The organism is Actinoplanes sp. NPDC023801, from assembly GCF_040639655.1.
Taxonomy (GTDB): Bacteria; Actinomycetota; Actinomycetes; order Mycobacteriales; family Micromonosporaceae; genus Actinoplanes.
In genome coordinates this window covers 862,310-878,278 of sequence record NZ_JBFAAI010000001.1, presented here as the reverse complement: position 1 = coordinate 878,278, position 15,969 = coordinate 862,310, and the positions used below count along the sequence as shown (strand labels likewise).

Annotated in this window: 13 protein-coding genes and 1 pseudogene; 8 read left to right on the top strand and 6 right to left on the bottom strand. The window is 69.9% G+C overall.

Annotated elements, in window-relative coordinates; all coding sequences use genetic code 11:
• Window positions 1–182 precede the first annotated feature (182 nt).
• Window positions 183–620 carry an alternative ribosome rescue aminoacyl-tRNA hydrolase ArfB gene (gene arfB / locus AB0G04_RS04175; RefSeq protein ID WP_360976281.1) on the bottom strand — a complete coding sequence of 146 codons (438 nt, stop codon included), beginning with the start codon at window positions 618–620 and terminating at the stop codon, window positions 183–185.
• 103 nt (window positions 621–723) lie between these two features.
• Here arfB and AB0G04_RS04170 point away from each other — a divergent pair, with 103 nt between their 5' ends.
• The 5 genes and pseudogenes from AB0G04_RS04170 (at window position 724) to thrS (ending at window position 6,365) form a co-directional block, all read left to right on the top strand.
• A complete protein-coding gene (locus AB0G04_RS04170) occupies window positions 724–2,037 on the top strand; it encodes a pitrilysin family protein (RefSeq protein WP_360975976.1) in 1,314 nt (437 codons plus the stop codon).
• On the top strand, window positions 2,034–3,374 hold the full coding sequence (locus AB0G04_RS04165) for a pitrilysin family protein (protein ID WP_360975973.1): 1,341 nt from the start codon (window positions 2,034–2,036) through the stop codon (window positions 3,372–3,374). Before AB0G04_RS04170 ends, AB0G04_RS04165 begins: the two co-directional genes overlap by 4 nt.
• Window positions 3,375–3,502: 128 nt before the next feature.
• A complete protein-coding gene (locus AB0G04_RS04160; RefSeq protein ID WP_360975970.1) occupies window positions 3,503–4,498 on the top strand; it encodes an endonuclease/exonuclease/phosphatase family protein in 996 nt (331 codons plus the stop codon).
• Window positions 4,495–5,034 (top strand): GNAT family N-acetyltransferase, encoded by a 540-nt coding sequence (locus AB0G04_RS04155; protein WP_360975967.1) that lies wholly within the window; start codon window positions 4,495–4,497, stop codon window positions 5,032–5,034. Before AB0G04_RS04160 ends, AB0G04_RS04155 begins: the two co-directional genes overlap by 4 nt.
• Before the next feature lie 147 nt (window positions 5,035–5,181).
• Window positions 5,182–6,365: pseudogene (gene thrS, locus AB0G04_RS04150) on the top strand (threonine--tRNA ligase).
• Window positions 6,366–6,518: 153 nt separating this feature from the next.
• Here thrS and cimA read toward each other — a convergent pair.
• On the bottom strand, window positions 6,519–8,141 hold the full coding sequence (gene cimA, locus AB0G04_RS04145; RefSeq protein ID WP_360975964.1) for a citramalate synthase: 1,623 nt from the start codon (window positions 8,139–8,141) through the stop codon (window positions 6,519–6,521).
• 244 nt (window positions 8,142–8,385) lie between these two features.
• On the opposite strand from cimA, the gene AB0G04_RS04140 reads away from it, so the two are divergent.
• Both AB0G04_RS04140 and AB0G04_RS04135 read left to right on the top strand, forming a co-directional pair.
• Window positions 8,386–9,132 (top strand): tyrosine-protein phosphatase, encoded by a 747-nt coding sequence (locus tag AB0G04_RS04140; RefSeq protein WP_360975961.1) that lies wholly within the window; start codon window positions 8,386–8,388, stop codon window positions 9,130–9,132.
• A 70-nt stretch (window positions 9,133–9,202) separates the two neighbouring features.
• Window positions 9,203–10,060: a hypothetical protein gene (locus tag AB0G04_RS04135; RefSeq protein WP_360975958.1), complete on the top strand. Its 858-nt coding sequence runs from the start codon at window positions 9,203–9,205 to the stop codon at window positions 10,058–10,060.
• 188 nt (window positions 10,061–10,248) lie between these two features.
• On the opposite strand, the gene AB0G04_RS04130 is transcribed toward AB0G04_RS04135, so the two are convergent.
• The gene (locus tag AB0G04_RS04130; RefSeq protein WP_360975955.1) at window positions 10,249–11,346 is read right to left on the bottom strand and encodes a branched-chain amino acid aminotransferase; all 1,098 of its coding nucleotides are present in this window, start codon (window positions 11,344–11,346) and stop codon (window positions 10,249–10,251) included.
• Between the two features lie 180 nt (window positions 11,347–11,526).
• Complete coding sequence (locus AB0G04_RS04125) at window positions 11,527–12,552, bottom strand: 3-isopropylmalate dehydrogenase (protein ID WP_360976278.1); 1,026 nt, start codon at window positions 12,550–12,552, stop codon at window positions 11,527–11,529.
• 337 nt (window positions 12,553–12,889) lie between these two features.
• On the opposite strand from AB0G04_RS04125, the gene AB0G04_RS04120 reads away from it, so the two are divergent.
• Window positions 12,890–13,246 (top strand): hypothetical protein, encoded by a 357-nt coding sequence (locus AB0G04_RS04120; RefSeq protein WP_360975952.1) that lies wholly within the window; start codon window positions 12,890–12,892, stop codon window positions 13,244–13,246.
• On the opposite strand, the gene serA is transcribed toward AB0G04_RS04120, so the two are convergent.
• Together serA and ilvC are read right to left on the bottom strand one after the other, a co-directional pair.
• Window positions 13,247–14,833 (bottom strand): phosphoglycerate dehydrogenase, encoded by a 1,587-nt coding sequence (gene serA, locus AB0G04_RS04115; RefSeq protein WP_360975949.1) that lies wholly within the window; start codon window positions 14,831–14,833, stop codon window positions 13,247–13,249. It abuts the gene before it with no gap.
• A 70-nt stretch (window positions 14,834–14,903) separates the two neighbouring features.
• On the bottom strand, window positions 14,904–15,917 hold the full coding sequence (gene ilvC, locus AB0G04_RS04110) for a ketol-acid reductoisomerase (protein ID WP_360975946.1): 1,014 nt from the start codon (window positions 15,915–15,917) through the stop codon (window positions 14,904–14,906).
• Between the last annotated feature and the right edge of the window lie 52 nt (window positions 15,918–15,969).

Here is a 15,969-nt window from a genome sequence, read left to right as displayed (position 1 = left end):
GGGACCGGACCGAGCCGGATGGTCAACGGCCGGTGAACCCGCCCTCGACACAGACGTGCCCGGGGCGTCCCTCTGCGGCCCCGTGCTCCGCAGCCTCCGCCGACCAGGCGTGCAACGCACCTCCGGGCAGGGGATCGAACACGGTCGCGGTCTTGGTGCAGCGGAGCCGGAAACGCGCCGGGTCAGTCCTGGTCGCCGCGCCGGTTGCGCTTGGTCTGGGCACGCCGTTTCTTCTCGGCGATGCGGCGCTCGACGGAACCGCGGGTCGGTTTCGTGGCCCGGCGGGCACGCGGGGGTACCGCGACGGCTCCCGCGATCAGCGCGGCCAGCCGGCCGGCGGCGGCCTCCCGGTTACGCAGCTGCGAGCGGTGCTCGGCGGCGGTGATCGTGATGACACCGTTGACGAGCCGTGGACCCAGCCGCTCGGCGGCGCGTTCCTTCAGCATCGGGGGCAGCAGGTCGGAGCCGAGCACGTCCCATGACAGCTCGACCCTCGAATCGGTGGTGTTGACGCCCTGACCGCCCGGGCCGCTCGCGCGGGAGAAACGCCACGAGAGTTCGGCCGCCGGGATGGTCAGGCGGTCGTTCACCCGTACGTCCTCAAGCACGCCGCCCAGCATCGCACTGCCGATCATCGCGCGCCACGTAGTAATGCGGCAATCGTGCCCGGCGGGGCGGGATCGAAGGCGACGCAGTCGACACATACAGGGCAAGATTGGTCGGGTGACGTCACCAACCGCACCGGTCGCCACGACCGGGTATCCGTGGCCCATCGAAACCACGCAGCTCGCCAACGGTCTGCGCGTCGTCGTCAGCGAGGACCGGACGGCCCCCGTCGTCTGCGTCAACCTCTGGTACGACGTCGGCTCCCGGCACGAGCCGCCAGGCCAGACGGGGTTCGCGCACCTCTTCGAGCACCTGATGTTCGAGGGTTCGCAGCACGTGAAGAAGACCGAGCACATGAAGCTGGTGCAGGGCAACGGCGGTTCGCTGAACGCGACCACGAACCCGGACCGGACGAACTACTTCGAGACGATGCCGTCCGAGCACCTGGAGCTGGCGCTCTGGCTGGAGGCGGACCGGATGGGCGGCCTCGTCCCGGCGCTCACCCAGGAGACGCTCGACAACCAGCGCGAGGTGGTCAAGAACGAACGCCGCCAGCGGTACGAGAACGTGCCCTACGGCGACGCGTGGCTGCGCCTGCTGCCGCTGCTGTACCCGGAGGGTCACCCGTACCACCACTCCACGATCGGGTCGATGGAGGATCTGAACTCCGCCGCGCTGGACACGTTCAAGGCGTTCCACCAGCAGTACTACGCACCGAACAACGCGGTCCTGACGGTCGTCGGCGACACGAGCGTGGCCGAGGTGTTCGCGCTGGCGGAGAAGTACTTCGGCGCGATCGCCGCAGTTCCGGACATCCCGGCCGCGCCGGACGGTTCGCTTCCGGATCCGGCGACCGAGGCGGTACGGGAGACGGTCACCGCGAAGGTGCCGGCCCCGCGGATCTACCTGTCGCACCGGACGTTCCCGTTCGGGACGGCCGGGTACGACGCCGTGACGGTGCTCTCGATGGTGCTCGGCAGCGGCCGGGGCAGCCGGCTCTACCAGCGGCTCGCCGACGGCGCGCGGATCGCCCAGCCGGACTACATCGGCGCCTACGGGGTGGATCTGGCGCACGCGCCGGCCCCGCTGATCATCACGGCCACCGCCAAGGACGGCGTCTCGCTGGAGACCCTGGAGGCGGGTCTGGCCGAGGTGGTGCAGAGCCTGATCGACGAGCCGGTGACCGACGACGAGCTGAACCGGGCCAAGGCGCTGCTGACGACCGCGTGGTGGCGCGGCGTCTCGACAGTCGGCGGCCGCGCCGACCTGCTGGGGCGGTACGCGACCCAGTTCGGTGACCCGGCCACCGCCGCCGACCGCCTGCCGAAGTGGCTGGCCGTCACCTCCGCCGACGTCACCGAGGCGGCCAGGCAGGTGCTGCGCCCCGAGTCCCGCGTCACCCTCACCTACGTTCCCGGGGAGCCCTCATGAGCCTCGTCACCACCCGCCCGGGCACCGGCACGGCCCGGCCGTACGCGTTCCCGCAGATCCGCCGGGTCACCGCACACGGCGGTACGGTCATCGCCGCGCACCTGCCGGGGCAGCTCCTGGCCAGCGCGCTGCTGGTGCTGGACGCGGGCGCGGCCCGCGAGTCCGACGGCCGCGAGGGCACGGCCACCGTGCTCGCCAAGTCGCTGGAGGAGGGCACCCGCAAACGCGATTCGGCGGCGTACGCCCTGGCGCTGGAGAGCCTCGGTGCCGAGCTGTCCCCAGCGGTCGACTGGGACACGTTCCGGGTCGGGGTGTCGGCACCGGGTCCGCTGCTCGCCGACGCGGTGCGCCTGGCCGCCGAGGCGGCCCGTACCCCGAAACTGGATCCGGCGGACGTGGCACGGGTTCGCGACGACGAGGTGACCGCCCTGCGGATGGACTGGGCGCAGCCGGGCCCCCGGGCCGACGCCGCGCTGCGAGCCGACCTGTTCGGCGCCGACGGGCGGTACAGCCGCCCGCTGCACGGCGATCCCACGTCGGTCGCGGCGGTGACCGTGGAGGACGTGCTGGCCTTCCACGAGGCGTGGCTGCGGCGGCCGGGTGTCCTGCTGGTCGCCGGTGACCTGGACGCACTCGATCTGGCGGCGCTGGCCGAGGCCGCGTTCGAGGGCACCTCGGGCGAGCCGCTGGAGCAGGCCGGCCCGCTCGGCGTGGTGCTGCCGCCACGCCGGCGCACCATCCTGGTGGACCGGCCGGACTCGGTGCAGTCGACGCTGCGGTTCGGGCACCGGGCACCGGAACGGGCCACCCCCGACTACGTGCCGATGACGCTTGCCGCCACGGTGCTCGGCGGCGCGTTCACGTCCCGCCTGAATCACCTGATCCGGGAGGTCAAGGGGTACACGTACGGCATCCGCGGGTCGTACGCCATGAGCCGCCGCTGGGGTCGTTTCGAGGTGGCCGCCGGGGTGCAGACCGCGGTGACCGCCCCGGCGATCCGGGACACGCTCGGTGAGATCGCCCGTACCCAGGCGGAGGGCGTCACCGAGGCGGAGCTGGAGGTCGCCCGTTCGTGGCGGGCCGGTCAGCTGTCGGTGGAGATGCAGACGCCGGGCGCGATCGCCGGTGCGCTGTCGACGCTCGTGGTGCACGGCCTGCCGGACGACTACTACGAGACGCTGCGCACGGAATACCTCGAGGCGACCGTCGAGCAGGTGTCGAAGGCGGCCGCCGAGCACCTGGCCGTGGACGCGCTGACCCTCGTGGTCGAGGGCGACGGTTCGGTAATCCGGGACGAGCTGGGCGAGTTCGGCGAGCTGGTCGACGCGGACATCTGACGACGGGCCGGGTGTGCGGTGTTCCGCCGCGCACCCGGCCTCACCTGCGTATATGGCCATGTCTGGATGATGTGACCTGGGCCTCCTTCACCGGTGGCGGGTGGCGGCGGCCGGATAACGTCGCCGCCATGACGATCACCGACGCGCCGCCCGTGACCCGACCGGTCCGCCGGCGGCGCATCGTCTGGACCGTACTGCTGTGGCTGTCGCTGGTCCCGGCGGCGATCTGGCTCCCGGCCCGGACGTTCGGCTGGGACGCCGGCCTGTGGGTGCAGTTCCTGGCCTTCACGCCGTACGTCGCGGTCTGGACCCTGGTCCCCGCCGTGGTGGCACTGATCGCGCGGCGCTGGGCCGCCGCCGCGGTGGCCGTGCTGATCGCCTTCGGTTTCGGGGCGGCCGTGGTGCCGCGGCTCGTCACCGACCGTGACCGGGGCCCGTCCACCGGTGTCGAGCTGCGCGTCATGACGGCGAACATGCTGTTCGGTGGCGCCGACGCGAACGAGATCGTCCGGCTGGTCCGGGAGAATCAGGTCGACGTGCTGGCCGTGCAGGAGTTCACCGAGGGCGGCCAGGCGGCTCTGAAGGCGGCCGGGCTGGAGGCGATCCTGCCGTTCAACCAGCTCGCCCCGGAACCCGGCGCGAGCGGCTCCGGCCTGTACTCCCGCCACGACTTCGCCGAGCAGGCCGCCAAACGCAACGACGGCGGTTTCCAGCAGGCCCACGCGGCGGTGCAGGTGCCCGGCGCCGGGACGATCTACGTCGAGTCGGTGCACCCGCTCGCCCCGTCCCACCCCGACGTGCTCCCCGGCTGGTCGGCCGACCAGCGCGCCCAGCTGCCCGCGGAGGGCGGTCTTCCCAAGATCCTGCTGGGCGACTTCAACGCGACCCTCGACCACAGGCTGATGCGGGACCTGATCGCGACCGGTTACCGGGACGCCGCCGACGCCGTCGGGAAGGGCTGGATCGGCACGTGGGGGCCGTACGACTCCGATCCGATTCCCCCGGTGACGATCGATCACGTGCTGGTGGACGAGCGCATCGGCGTGAAGGATGTCCAGGTGCACGATGTGAAGGATTCCGATCACCGCGCGGTGATCGCCTGGGTGACGGTTCCGGCGGCATGAGCGACGTGGCGATCCGGCTGATCAGCCCGGCCGATGCCGAGGAGATGGCGGCCCTGATCCGGGCCAACCGGGAACACCTGGCCCCCTGGGATCCGCTGCGCGACGAGAGCTACTACACCATCGAGGGTCAGTGGCGGATCATCTCCGACTCGCTACGGGCCGGCAACGCGCTGCCGCACGCGATCGTCGAGGGTGGCCGGATCATCGGCCGGGTCAACCTCTCCAACGTCGTGCACGGCGCTTTCCAGTCGGCCAACCTGGGCTACTGGGTGGCTGCGGACGCCGCAGGGCGCGGCGTCGCCACTGCCGCGGTCGCGGCGGTGCTCGAGGCGGCCTTCCTCACCTACGGTCTGCATCGGGTCGAGGCGGGCACCATGCTTCACAACGTACGGTCGCAGCGCGTCCTCGAACGCAACGGCTTCCAGCGCTTCGGCATGGCACCCGGTTACCTCAAGATCGCGGGCAGCTGGCAGGACCACTACCTTTACCAGATCCTCTCGGAAAACTGGTTGGCCGGCCGCACCGGCGCTCCCTAACATCCTCTTCCATGATGCTCAGCTTGATGACGACCACGCCGGGAAGACCCGGCGACGAGTCGATGCTGAGCTAGAAGCGACGACCGGCCCCGGGCGACATGCCCGGGGCTTTGTCGTCCGGGGTCCCGATGCGAGGGAGACCCTGAAATGTCCGTCGATCACCGCCGGCTCGGCCGCGAGCTGGACCTCTTCGACTCCGACCCGCTGATCGGTGCGGGCCTGCCGTTCTGGCTTCCGGCCGGCGCGGCCCCCCGCCACGAGGTGGAGTCCTACCTGCACGACCTGGAGCGCCGCGCCGGGTACCGGCACGTCTACTCCCCGGCGCTCGGCAAACGCCGGCTGTACGAGTTGTCCGGCCACTGGCGCAACTTCGCCGACGACATGTTCCCGCCGATGCGGCTCGGCGACGACGAACTGGTGCTGCGCCCGAGCCTCTGCCCGCATCACGCGCTGATCTTCCGGTCGCGCGGGCGGTCGTACCGTGACCTGCCGTTGCGGATCGCCGAACTGGGCCCGATGTACCGGGCGGAACGGTCCGGGGTCCTCGGCGGACTGTCCCGGGTGCGTTCGATGCTCCTCACGACGCGCACATCTTCTGCGCCGAGGATCAGGCCGGTGCCGAGGTGGCCGGAGTGCTGGCGCTGATGCGGCAGGTGCACGCGGCGCTCGGCATGGGACCGGTCTCCTACCAGCTGTCGCTGCGCGGGCCGGGAAAGAAGTACGGCGGGGACGACGACTCGTGGGCACGGGCCGAGTCGCTGCTGCGTGGCGCACTGGCGGATGCCGGGGTGGAGTACGTGGCGGTGCCGGGTGAGGCCGCGTTCTACGGACCGAAGATCGACATCCAGGTCGCCGATCCGTCCGGCCGCGAGTGGACCCTCGCCACCGTGCAGATCGACTACCACCAGCCGGAACAGTTCGAGCTGGAGTACGTGGACGCGGGCGGCGAACGCCGGCGGCCGGTGATGGTGCACCGCAGCCTCGCCGGGTCGATGGAGCGGCTCTTCGGGCACCTGATCGAGGTGCACGAGGGCGCGTTTCCGGTCTGGTACGCACCGGTCCAGCTAGCCGTGCTACCGGTCGGCGCCGATCACGACGCCGCGGCCCGTTCATTCGCCGCCGCGGCACCCGACCTGCGCGTCGAGGTCCTCCACGAGGGCTCGGTCGGCGCCCGCATCCGCGACAACCGCAAGGTCCCATACATCGCAGTGATCGGCACCCGCGAGGCCGCATCAGGCGAAGTGAGCCTACGGCTGCGGCACGGCAGTCACATGGACCCGATGCCCTGGGCGGCGGCGCTCGAACTGATCAGAGCCGCCGCCCGCCCCTAAGACGTTACTGCCAGGACCGGTAATCGCCGCCGGTGAGTTGGCATCCGATTTATCGACGCCCGCGGGGTTTGCGGGCGGCGGGAAACCGGATGCCAACTCACCGGTTACAAGGCGATTACCCGCGGAGCAAAGCGGAGCCAGCAGGCCCAGCGATTACCCGCGGAGCGAAGCGGAGCCGGCAAGCCCAGCGGAGCCAGCAGGCTCAGTGCGGGCCAGACCGTAGGTCAAGGCGTCGACGAGGGCGGTCCAGCTGGCCTCGACGATGTTCTCGTGCACGCCGACCGTGGTCCACTCCCGGTTGTGGTCGCTGGTCTCCAGCAGCACCCGGGTCACCGCGTTCGTGCCGTGGCTGCCCTCCAGGATCCGCACCTTGTAGTCGGTCAGTTCGAACGACTGCAGGTGCGGGTAGTGGCCGGTCAGAGCGGTACGCAACGCCTCGTCAAGCGCGTTGACCGGGCCGTTGCCCTCGGCCGTGGCGATCACCCGCTCGCCACGGACCCGGACCTTGACCGTCGCCTCGGAGACGACCGTGCCGTCCTCGCGGTGCTCGACGAGCACCCGGTACGACTCCAGGGTGAACGGCCGGGCCAGCTCGGCACCCGGCAGTTCGCTGCGAACCAGCAGCTCGAACGAGGCGTCGGCGGCCTCGAACGACCAGCCCGTCGCCTCCAGGTCCTTGACCTTGCGGGTCACAGCGGTCAGGGTGTCCGGGTGGCCGGCCAGGTCCAGCCCGAGCTCACGGCTCTTGAGCTCGATGCTGGCCCGGCCGGCCATCTCGGTTACCAGGATCCGCATGTCGTTGCCCACAACCGACGGGTCGACGTGGTTGTAGAGCAGCGGATCCACCTTGATCGCGCTCGCGTGCAGCCCCGCCTTGTGAGCGAATGCGGCAGCCCCGACGTAGGCCTGGTGGGTGTCGGGGGCGATGTTCGCGATCTCGGCGAGCGCGGTCGAGACCCGCGTCGCCTTCTCCAGGCATCCGTCCGGTAGGACCTTCAGCCCGAGCTTGAGTTGCAGGTTGCTGACCGTGGCGAACAGGTCGGCGTTGCCGGGGCGCTCGCCGTACCCGTTGGCCGTGCACTGGAAGTGCTTCACACCGGCCTCGACGGCGGCGACCGTGTTCGCGACGGCGCAGGCGGTGTCGTTCTGGCAGTGGATGCCGAGCCGGTCCGGGGTCACGCCGGTCCGCTCCACCACCTCGTCGATCGCCTTGGTGATCATGGAGGGGAGCATGCCGCCGTTGGTGTCGCACATGACGACCCGTTCGGCACCGGCCTCGATCGCCGCCTTCACCACACTCGCCGTGTACTCCGGGTCGTACCGGAAGCCGTCGAAGAAGTGTTCGCAGTCGACGAACGCCCGGCGGCCGTTGGCGACCAGGTGCCGCACGGTGTCGCGGACCATGGCCAGGTTCTCGTCCCCGGTGGTGCGCAGCGCCCGTTCCACGTGCCGGATGTCGGACTTCGCCACCACGCACACCACCGGCGTACCGGCGTCCAGCAGCGCCTGAACCTGGGCGTCCGCGGCCACGTCGACGCCCGCCTTACGGGTCGCGCCGAAAGCGACCAGAACCGCGTGTTTCAGATCGAGTTCGGTCTTCGCCCGTTCGAAGAACTCGGTGTCCTTGGGCATGGCACCCGGCCACCCGCCCTCGATGAAACCCACACCGAATTCGTCCAGCAGGCGCGCGACCGCGAGCTTGTCGGCGACCGTGTAGCTGATTCCCTCACGTTGTCCGCCGTCGCGCAGCGTCGTGTCGAACACCTGGTAGTCCATCGGGGAAGTCCTTTCATCGATCACCCACAAGCAACAACAAAAAGACCCCCCGCGGATGCGGGAGGTCTGCGCGTCGGCGAGAAGTCAGCCGGCGCGCTAGGTGCGAATAATCAGCACGGTGTGGGTCACGATCCGAAGCATGCCACGGGATGGGACGGCATGAGCCCGAAATCCACTTGCTGAGACGACGAGGGTGACGAAATCGACCGGTGAGGAGGTCGCCGGCTCCGGCTAGGTTGGAGCCGTGGTGGCCGAATCGTATTCACGCAATCTTCCGTTCACGAAGGCCTACAACTTCCGTGACGTCGGCGGTTATGCCGGCCTCGACGGACGCCGGGTCCGCTGGCGGCGGATGTTCCGGGCCGACTCCCTGCACCGGATGCGCGAGGCCGACGGGGAGGCGTTCGCCGCCCTCGGCATCCGCACCGTGATCGACCTGCGGCGCGAGCTGGAGGTGGAGAAGTTCGGCCGCGTCCCCGAGGAACACGGCGTCGATTACCGCAACCTGGTGATCCGGCACGTCGACTGGGAGGAGATCGAACATCCCGAGGACGCCCGGCACGAACGCTGGCTCGCCGACCGCTACCTGAACTTCGTCGAGGACGGCCGCGAGGGCATCGCCGAATCGCTGCGTGTGATCGCCGACCCGGCGGCCGCCCCCGTCGTGGTGCACTGCATGGCCGGCAAGGACCGGACCGGCACGGTGTGCGCGCTGACGCTGTCCCTGCTCGGGGTGTCCGACGGGGACATCGCCGCCGACTACGCCCTGACCACCGAGGCGATGCGCCCGCTCACCGAGTACCTCCTGCGCACCGCTCCCGAGGCGGTCAAGGGCAATGAGCACATGTTCGACTCCCCCGCCGAGGCGATACTGCTGTTCCTCGACGACCTGCGGGCACTGCACGGATCGGTCGAGGCCTACGCCAAGGACATCGGCATCACCGACGACGAACTGGCCGCCATGAGGTCCCACCTGCTCACCGACCTCTAGACAGCACTCGGCGCGTGTCATGGTGACTAGCGACTACCGTTCATACGACACCTAGCGGTACGCTAACCCCATGCCCTCACAGGTGCACGAAGTCCTCATCGACATGTTCCGCGGCCGCCCCTCCCTGGCCGCGGAACTCCTGGACGGCCCCCTTCAAGGCGCCCTCCCCGATTACGACGAGGCTCACCTCGCCTCAGCCGACCTGACCGACGTAGCCCCTACCGAGTACCGAGCCGACGCCGTCGTCACACTGACCCGCGGCGAGAAGAAGGTCCTCTCAGTCGTGGTCGAGGTGCAGCGTCAGATCGACCCTCGAAAGCTGCGGAGCTGGCCCGCCTACGTGGCCACTCTGTATGCCCGGCTGGGTTGCCCGGTCACTCTTCTGGTGCTGTGCCCGCAACAGCCGGTCGCCGACTGGGCGGCCAAGCCGATCCTCATCAGCCTGCCGCCATCACGGATCTTTCCGGTGGCGTTCGGCCCGGCACAAACACCGCTCATCACCGACCCGGAGACCGCGCAACGCCTCCCTGAACTGACGATTCTGTCCACCCTCGCCCACGCCGACCAGAACGACCCGATTCCCCTGTTCAAGGCGTTGTTTCGCGCCCTTGACGCCATCGAGGCCGACCGCGCAGCTCTGTACCATGACTTTGTACTCACGGTGCTGCCGGCTGCGACCCGCAAGCTGCTGGAGGATTACATGACCACCACAGATCACCCGTACAAGAGCGAGTGGGCGCAACGCCAATACGCCGCCGGTGAGGCGCACTCCATCATCAAGGTCCTCAAGGCGCGCGGAATTGACGTCTCCGACGAGGCTCAAGCGAAGATCACGGCCTGCATCGATCGCGCACAGCTTGATCAGTGGCTTGAGCGCGCCACCGTCGCTGAACGCGTCGAGGACCTGGGCGGCGCTCTCGCCGAGTGAGTGCCAACCGGTATACACCCCGCCTCCCGGGACCGGGCGGTCATACGGTGACCCGGTGCCGATGACCGGCGGGGGATCGCTCACGCCCGGCGGGCGCGCTGCGGTCCGGACGGACCGCAGCGCTCGCGTGGTAGCCACGGGACGGGGTGGGTGCGTTTGCCGGCGCTCCCACCCGTACCGGAGAAGGGTTAAAGGACTCGGTGGACCCAGCCGAACGGGTCCTCGGCCCGGCCACGCTGAATGTCGACCAGTTCCTTGCGGATGGCCATGGTGACCTCGCCCGAGCCGCCGTCGGCGACGGTGAAGGCGCCGTCCTCGCTCTTGATCGTGCCGATCGGCGTGATCACGGCGGCGGTGCCGCACGCGAAGGCCTCCCGGACCCGGCCGGAGGCGGCACCCTCGCGCCATTCCGCCAGGCTGATCGGACGCTCCTCGACCTTGCGGCCGGCCCGTTCGGCCAGCTTGATAACCGAGTCGCGGGTGATGCCCGGCAGGATGGTGCCGGTGAGCGGCGGGGTGATCAGGCTGCCGTCGTCGAGGACGAGGAAAACGTTCATGCCGCCGAGCTCGTCGATGTACTTGCGCTCGATCGCGTCGAGGTAGACGACCTGGTCGCAGCCGTGTTCGGAGGCCTCCGCCTGGGCGGAGAGGCCGGCCGCGTAGTTGCCGCCGCACTTGGCCGCACCGGTGCCGCCGGGGGCCGCACGGGTGAAGTCGGGGGTCACCCAGATGCTGACCGGCTTGACGCCGCCGGAGAAGTACGGCCCGACCGGGGAGGCGATGACCAGGTAGAGGTATTCGTTCGCGGGGCGGACGCCGAGGAACACCTCGCTCGCGTAGGCGAACGGGCGCAGGTAGAGGCTGCCCTCGGGATCCTCCGGGATCCAGTTGCGGTCGATCTTGATGATCTCGTGCAGGGACTGGAGGAACGTCTCGACCGGCAGGGCCGGCATCGCCATCCGGGCCGCGGACTGGTTGAACCGGTTGGCGTTGGCGTCGGGGCGGAACATCGCGACACCGCCGTCCGGTGTCGTGTACGCCTTCAGGCCCTCGAAGATCTCCTGCGCGTAGTGCAGGACGGCGCTTGCCGGGTCCATCGGGATCGGCGCGCGGGCTTCGACGCGAGGCTCATACCAGCCTTTGCCGTCGGCGTAGCGCACCGTGACCATGTGGTCGGTGAAGATGCGGCCGAAACCGGGGCTGGCCAGCATGGCGGCGCGGTCCGCGTCGCTGACGGGTGCCGGGTTCGGACGGATCTCGAAGTCGAGGTGGTCACCACCGCTCATAACAGGTGGACCTGCTTTCTGCGCAGAAGTTTGGAAGCATGCATGGGGGCACCCGTAGTGCCCCATGAATTTACCCCGAACGGTCGTTAAAAAATAATGACCATGGGTGATGAGCCCCGTGGGGCTCGGTGACGGGCCGACTCGCTCGGACGGCGGCGGCGACCTCAGGAAGCGGCAGGCTCAGAGAGCGGCAGCGACGCGGTCGCCGACTTCGGCGGTACGCAGCGGCGCGCCCGGAGTCCGGGACGCGACCTCGGCCGCGACCGCCTCGGTTACTCGCCGGGCCTCGTCGGGCTTGCCCAGGTGCTCCAGCAGCAGGGCGGCGGAGAGGATGGCGGCTGCCGGGTCGGCGATGCCCTTGCCGGCGATGTCCGGCGCGGAGCCGTGCACCGGCTCGAACGTCGACGGGTAGATCCGCTCGGGGTTGACGGAACCGCTTGCTGCCATGCCGATGCCACCGGTCACGGCCGCGGCGATGTCGGTGAGGATGTCACCGAAGAGGTTGTCGGTCACCACCACGTCGAACCGCTGCGGGTTGCTGACCATGAACATGCTGGCCGCGTCGATGTGCTGGTATTCCGTGGTGACCTCGGGGTGCTCCGAGGCGACGGCGGCGAACGCACGCGACCACAGGTTGCCGGCGTGGGTGAGCACGTTGGTCTTGTGCACCAGGGTGACGTGGCGGCGGTCGCGGCGCTGGGCGCGGGCGAACGCGTCACGGATGACCCGCTCCACGCCGTGCCGGGTGTTCAGGCTCTCCTCGGTGGCGATCTCGGCGGGCGTGTTCTTGTGCAGGACGCCGCCGGCGCCGACGTAGAGACCCTCGGTGCCCTCGCGGACCACGACCATGTCGATCTCGCCGGCCTTGACGCCGGAGAGCGGGCTGGACGTGCCGGGCCACAGCTTGGACGGGCGCAGGTTCACATACTGGTCGAAGTCGAAGCGGAGCTTCAGCAGCAGGCCGCGCTCCAGGACGCCCGGCGGCACACTCGGGTCGCCGATGGCGCCCAGCAGGATAGCGTCGTGACCGGCCAGCTCGTCCTCGACCGACTGCGGGAGGACCTCACCGGTGCGGTGGTAGAGGCGGGCACCCAGGTCGTACTCGTTGTAGGCGACTCCGGGGAGCACGGCGTCGATGACCTTGCGAGCCTGGGCGGTCACCTCGGTACCGATGCCGTCACCGCCGACAACCGCGATCCGCGCCACGCTCACGTCAACTCCCCCAACCATTCTGGTGAACCACGGCCAGGCTACCCGCCTGTCCCGATCATCGGACGGACAGTCCCATCCAATGGACGAACACAGGATGCGAACAGCCCCCGGACCGCGGCAAACGGTCACGGGGGCTGAAGCGACGAGAAGTCCCGCCGGGATACGCACCGCTCGCCCGGATCCGGGCACCATCACCCGAAGACAGGCCCGGTCAAGACGTGCGGTCAGGGGACAACGCTAGCGATGCGGACTAAAGACGCGCAAGGCGCACGCCCGCGTGTCGGGCATCCGGTTCGTCGCGTACGCCTGCCGGTGATGGCACCATGCGCCGGTGAGTTTCGACCTTGTGGTGTGGGCCATGGGCCAGACGGCCGAGCCGGACGCGGTCCGGGCCGCCAATGCACGCTGCGTTCGCGGCGAGCATCCGCATCGGCCCGCCGACCCGCGTGTGGTCGCGTTCTACGACGCCGTGACCAGCCATTACCCGGATCGCGGGCCGAACGTCGCCGAGCCCGGTTCGCCGTGGGCCCACGCGCCGCTGCACGCCGAAGCCGACCACATCCACATGAAACTCGACGAGAACTGCGCCGACATCGTGCTCGAGATGATCGAGAAGTACGCCGTGCAGTTCCGCCTCGACCTGCTCGACCTGCAGGACGGCTCGGTCTACCGGTCCTTCCCGGTGTGATCAGTCGGCTCTCAGGTCCGCCACCGCGGTACGGGACGCGCCGATCACCGCGCCCACGCCGGCCAGCAGCTCCGGCGACACCGGCGAGTCCACGGTCAGCACCATGAGCGCCTCGCCGCCGGCGGCCCGGCGGGCGACCCGCATGGCGGCGATGTTGATGCCGGCCGTGCCGAACGCCGTGCCGATCGCCCCGACCACGCCGGGCCGGTCGGTGTAGGCGAGGAAGACCAGGACCCCCTCGGCCGGAAGGTCCAGGTCGAACCCGTCGACCTCGGTGAGCCGGGTCCCGGTGACGGTCACGGCACCGGCCACCGTGACGGTACGCCCGTCGGGCAGCGCGCCGTGCACCACGACCAGGTTCGCGTGCTCGCCCGCGTCCTCGGCCGTGGCCAGTCGCACCTCCACGCCACGGTCCGCGGCCAGCTGCGTGGCGTTCACATAGGTCACCCGCTCGTCCACGATCGGGGCGAACAGTCCCTTGGCCGCGGCCAGCCGCAGCACCGACAGATCACGCCCGGCGATCTCACCGCGCGCCTCGACCGTGACGCCGTCGGCGACCCCGCCGGCCACCGCAGTGAAGAGCCGGCCCAGCCTCTCGGCCAGCGGCAGCAGCGGGCGCACCTCCTCGTCGACGGCACCACCGGCCCGCACGTTGACCGCGTCCGGCACGAACTCGCCGCGCAGTGCCAGGCGCACACTGCGGGCCACCGCCAGTCCCGCCTTGTCCTGCGCCTCCACCGTCGAGGCGCCCAGGTGCGGGGTGGCCACCACGTTGTCGTACGCGAACAACGGCGACGCGGTGAGCGGTTCGGTCTCGAAGACGTCCAGCCCGGCACCGGCCACCCGCCCGTCGGCAAGCGCGTCGGCAAGCGCGGCCTCGTCGATCAGGCCGCCGCGGGCCGCGTTGACGATCCGGAGCCCCGGCCGGACGAGGGCCAGTTCCTTCTCCCCGATCAGACCCACGGTCTCCGGCGTACGGGGCAGGTGCACCGAAATGAAGTCACTCTCCCGGAGCAGCTCCTCGAGCGTCACCAGATGCACGCCGAGCTGGGCCGCGCGGGACGGCTGCACGTAGGGGTCGTAGGCGATCAGCCGTACCCCGAAAGCTGCCATGCGCTGCGCGAACAGGACGCCGATCCGGCCCAGGCCGACCACCCCGACGGTCTTTCCGTGCACCTCGACGCCGGTGTAGGCGGACCGCCGCCAGGCGCCCGCCTTGAGCGCCGCGCTCGCCGCCGCGGTGTGCCGGGCCACCGCCAGCAGCAGCGCCACCGCCTGCTCGGCCGCCGAAACGATGTTGCTGGTGGGCGCGTTGACGACGAGCACGCCGCGAGCGGTGGCGGCGGGGACGTCGACGTTGTCGAGGCCGACCCCGGCGCGGGCCACGACCCGCAGCCGGACGCCGTGCGCCAGTGCTTCGGCGTCGATCCGGGTGGCACTCCGGATGATCACCGCATCGGCGTCCGGCAGCGCCGCGGCCAGTGCCGCCCGATCGGTGCCGTCGACCTGTCTGACCTCGTACTCCTCGGCCAGGACAGCGAGTGCGGCAGGGGCCAGTTCCTCGGTCACCAGCACGACGGAAGTCATGACTGTCGATGTTAGACACGAAAACGCCCGGCTGGATGTCCCAGCCGGGCGTTTCGAGGTGCCGAGATTGTCAGGCGGTCTCGGTGATGGGCCGGTCCACCCAGCTCATCATGCCGCGCAGCTTCTTGCCGGTGATCTCGATCGGGTGCTCGGCGCCCTGCTCGCGGTACTTCTTGAGCTCGGGGCCACCGTTCTCGTCGTCCTCGATCAGGCGGCGGGTGAACTCGCCGGACTGGATGTCGGCGAGGATCGCCTGCATCTCCTTCTTGGTCTCGGCGTTGATGACCCGGGGGCCGGAGACGTAGTCACCGAACTCGGCGGTGTCCGAGACGCTGTAGCGCATCCGGGAGATGCCGCCCTCGTACATCAGGTCGACGATCAGCTTGAGCTCGTGCAGGCACTCGAAGTAGGCGATCTCCGGGGCGTAGCCGGCCTCGGTGAGCACCTCGAAACCGGTCTGCACCAGGGCCGCGGTGCCGCCGCAGAGGACGGCCTGCTCGCCGAAGAGGTCGGTCTCGGTCTCCTCCTTGAACGTCGTCTTGATGACGCCGGCGCGGGTGCCGCCGATCGCCTTCGCGTACGACAGGGCGAGCGCCTGGCCGTCGCCGGTCGGGTCCTGCTCGACCGCGATCAGGGCGGGGACGCCCTTGCCGTCGACGTACTGACGGCGGACCAGGTGGCCGGGGCCCTTCGGAGCGACCATCGCGACGGTGACGTCGGCCGGCGGCTTGATCAGCTCGAAGCGGATGTTCAGGCCGTGGCCGAAGAAGAGCGCCTTACCCGCGGACAGGTTCGGGGCGATCGACTCGGAGTAGATCTTGCGCTGCGCGGTGTCCGGCGCGAGCACCATGATCACGTCGGCCCAGGCGGCGGCCTCGGCCGGGGTCTTCACGGTGAGCCCCTGCTCCTCGGCCTTCGGACGGCTCTTGGAGCCCTCCTGCAGACCCACCACGACCTCGACACCCGAGTCGCGCAGCGACAGCGAGTGCGCGTGGCCCTGGCTGCCGTAGCCGATAACGGCGACCTTCTTGCCCTGGATGATCGACAGGTCGGCGTCGCCGTCGTAGAACACTTCCGCGGTCATGACTTCCTTCTTCTGTGGCTGGCTGATAACGCCTTCAGTCCGCTTTTCGGGC

Bases quoted from the DNA above. Each gene is read 5' to 3' on its own strand.
- AB0G04_RS04160 (WP_360975970.1), top strand. From the start codon at position 3,503: ATGACGATCACCGACGCGCCGCCCGTGACCCGACCGGTCCGCCGGCGG.
- AB0G04_RS04155 (WP_360975967.1), top strand. From the start codon at position 4,495: ATGAGCGACGTGGCGATCCGGCTGATCAGCCCGGCCGATGCCGAGGAG.
- arfB (WP_360976281.1), bottom strand. From the start codon at position 620: ATGCTGGGCGGCGTGCTTGAGGACGTACGGGTGAACGACCGCCTGACC.
- cimA (WP_360975964.1), bottom strand. From the start codon at position 8,141: ATGGACTACCAGGTGTTCGACACGACGCTGCGCGACGGCGGACAACGT.
- AB0G04_RS04165 (WP_360975973.1), top strand. From the start codon at position 2,034: ATGAGCCTCGTCACCACCCGCCCGGGCACCGGCACGGCCCGGCCGTAC.
- serA (WP_360975949.1), bottom strand. From the start codon at position 14,833: ATGACTTCCGTCGTGCTGGTGACCGAGGAACTGGCCCCTGCCGCACTC.
- ilvC (WP_360975946.1), bottom strand. From the start codon at position 15,917: ATGACCGCGGAAGTGTTCTACGACGGCGACGCCGACCTGTCGATCATC.
- AB0G04_RS04135 (WP_360975958.1), top strand. From the start codon at position 9,203: ATGCCCTCACAGGTGCACGAAGTCCTCATCGACATGTTCCGCGGCCGC.
- AB0G04_RS04130 (WP_360975955.1), bottom strand. From the start codon at position 11,346: ATGAGCGGTGGTGACCACCTCGACTTCGAGATCCGTCCGAACCCGGCA.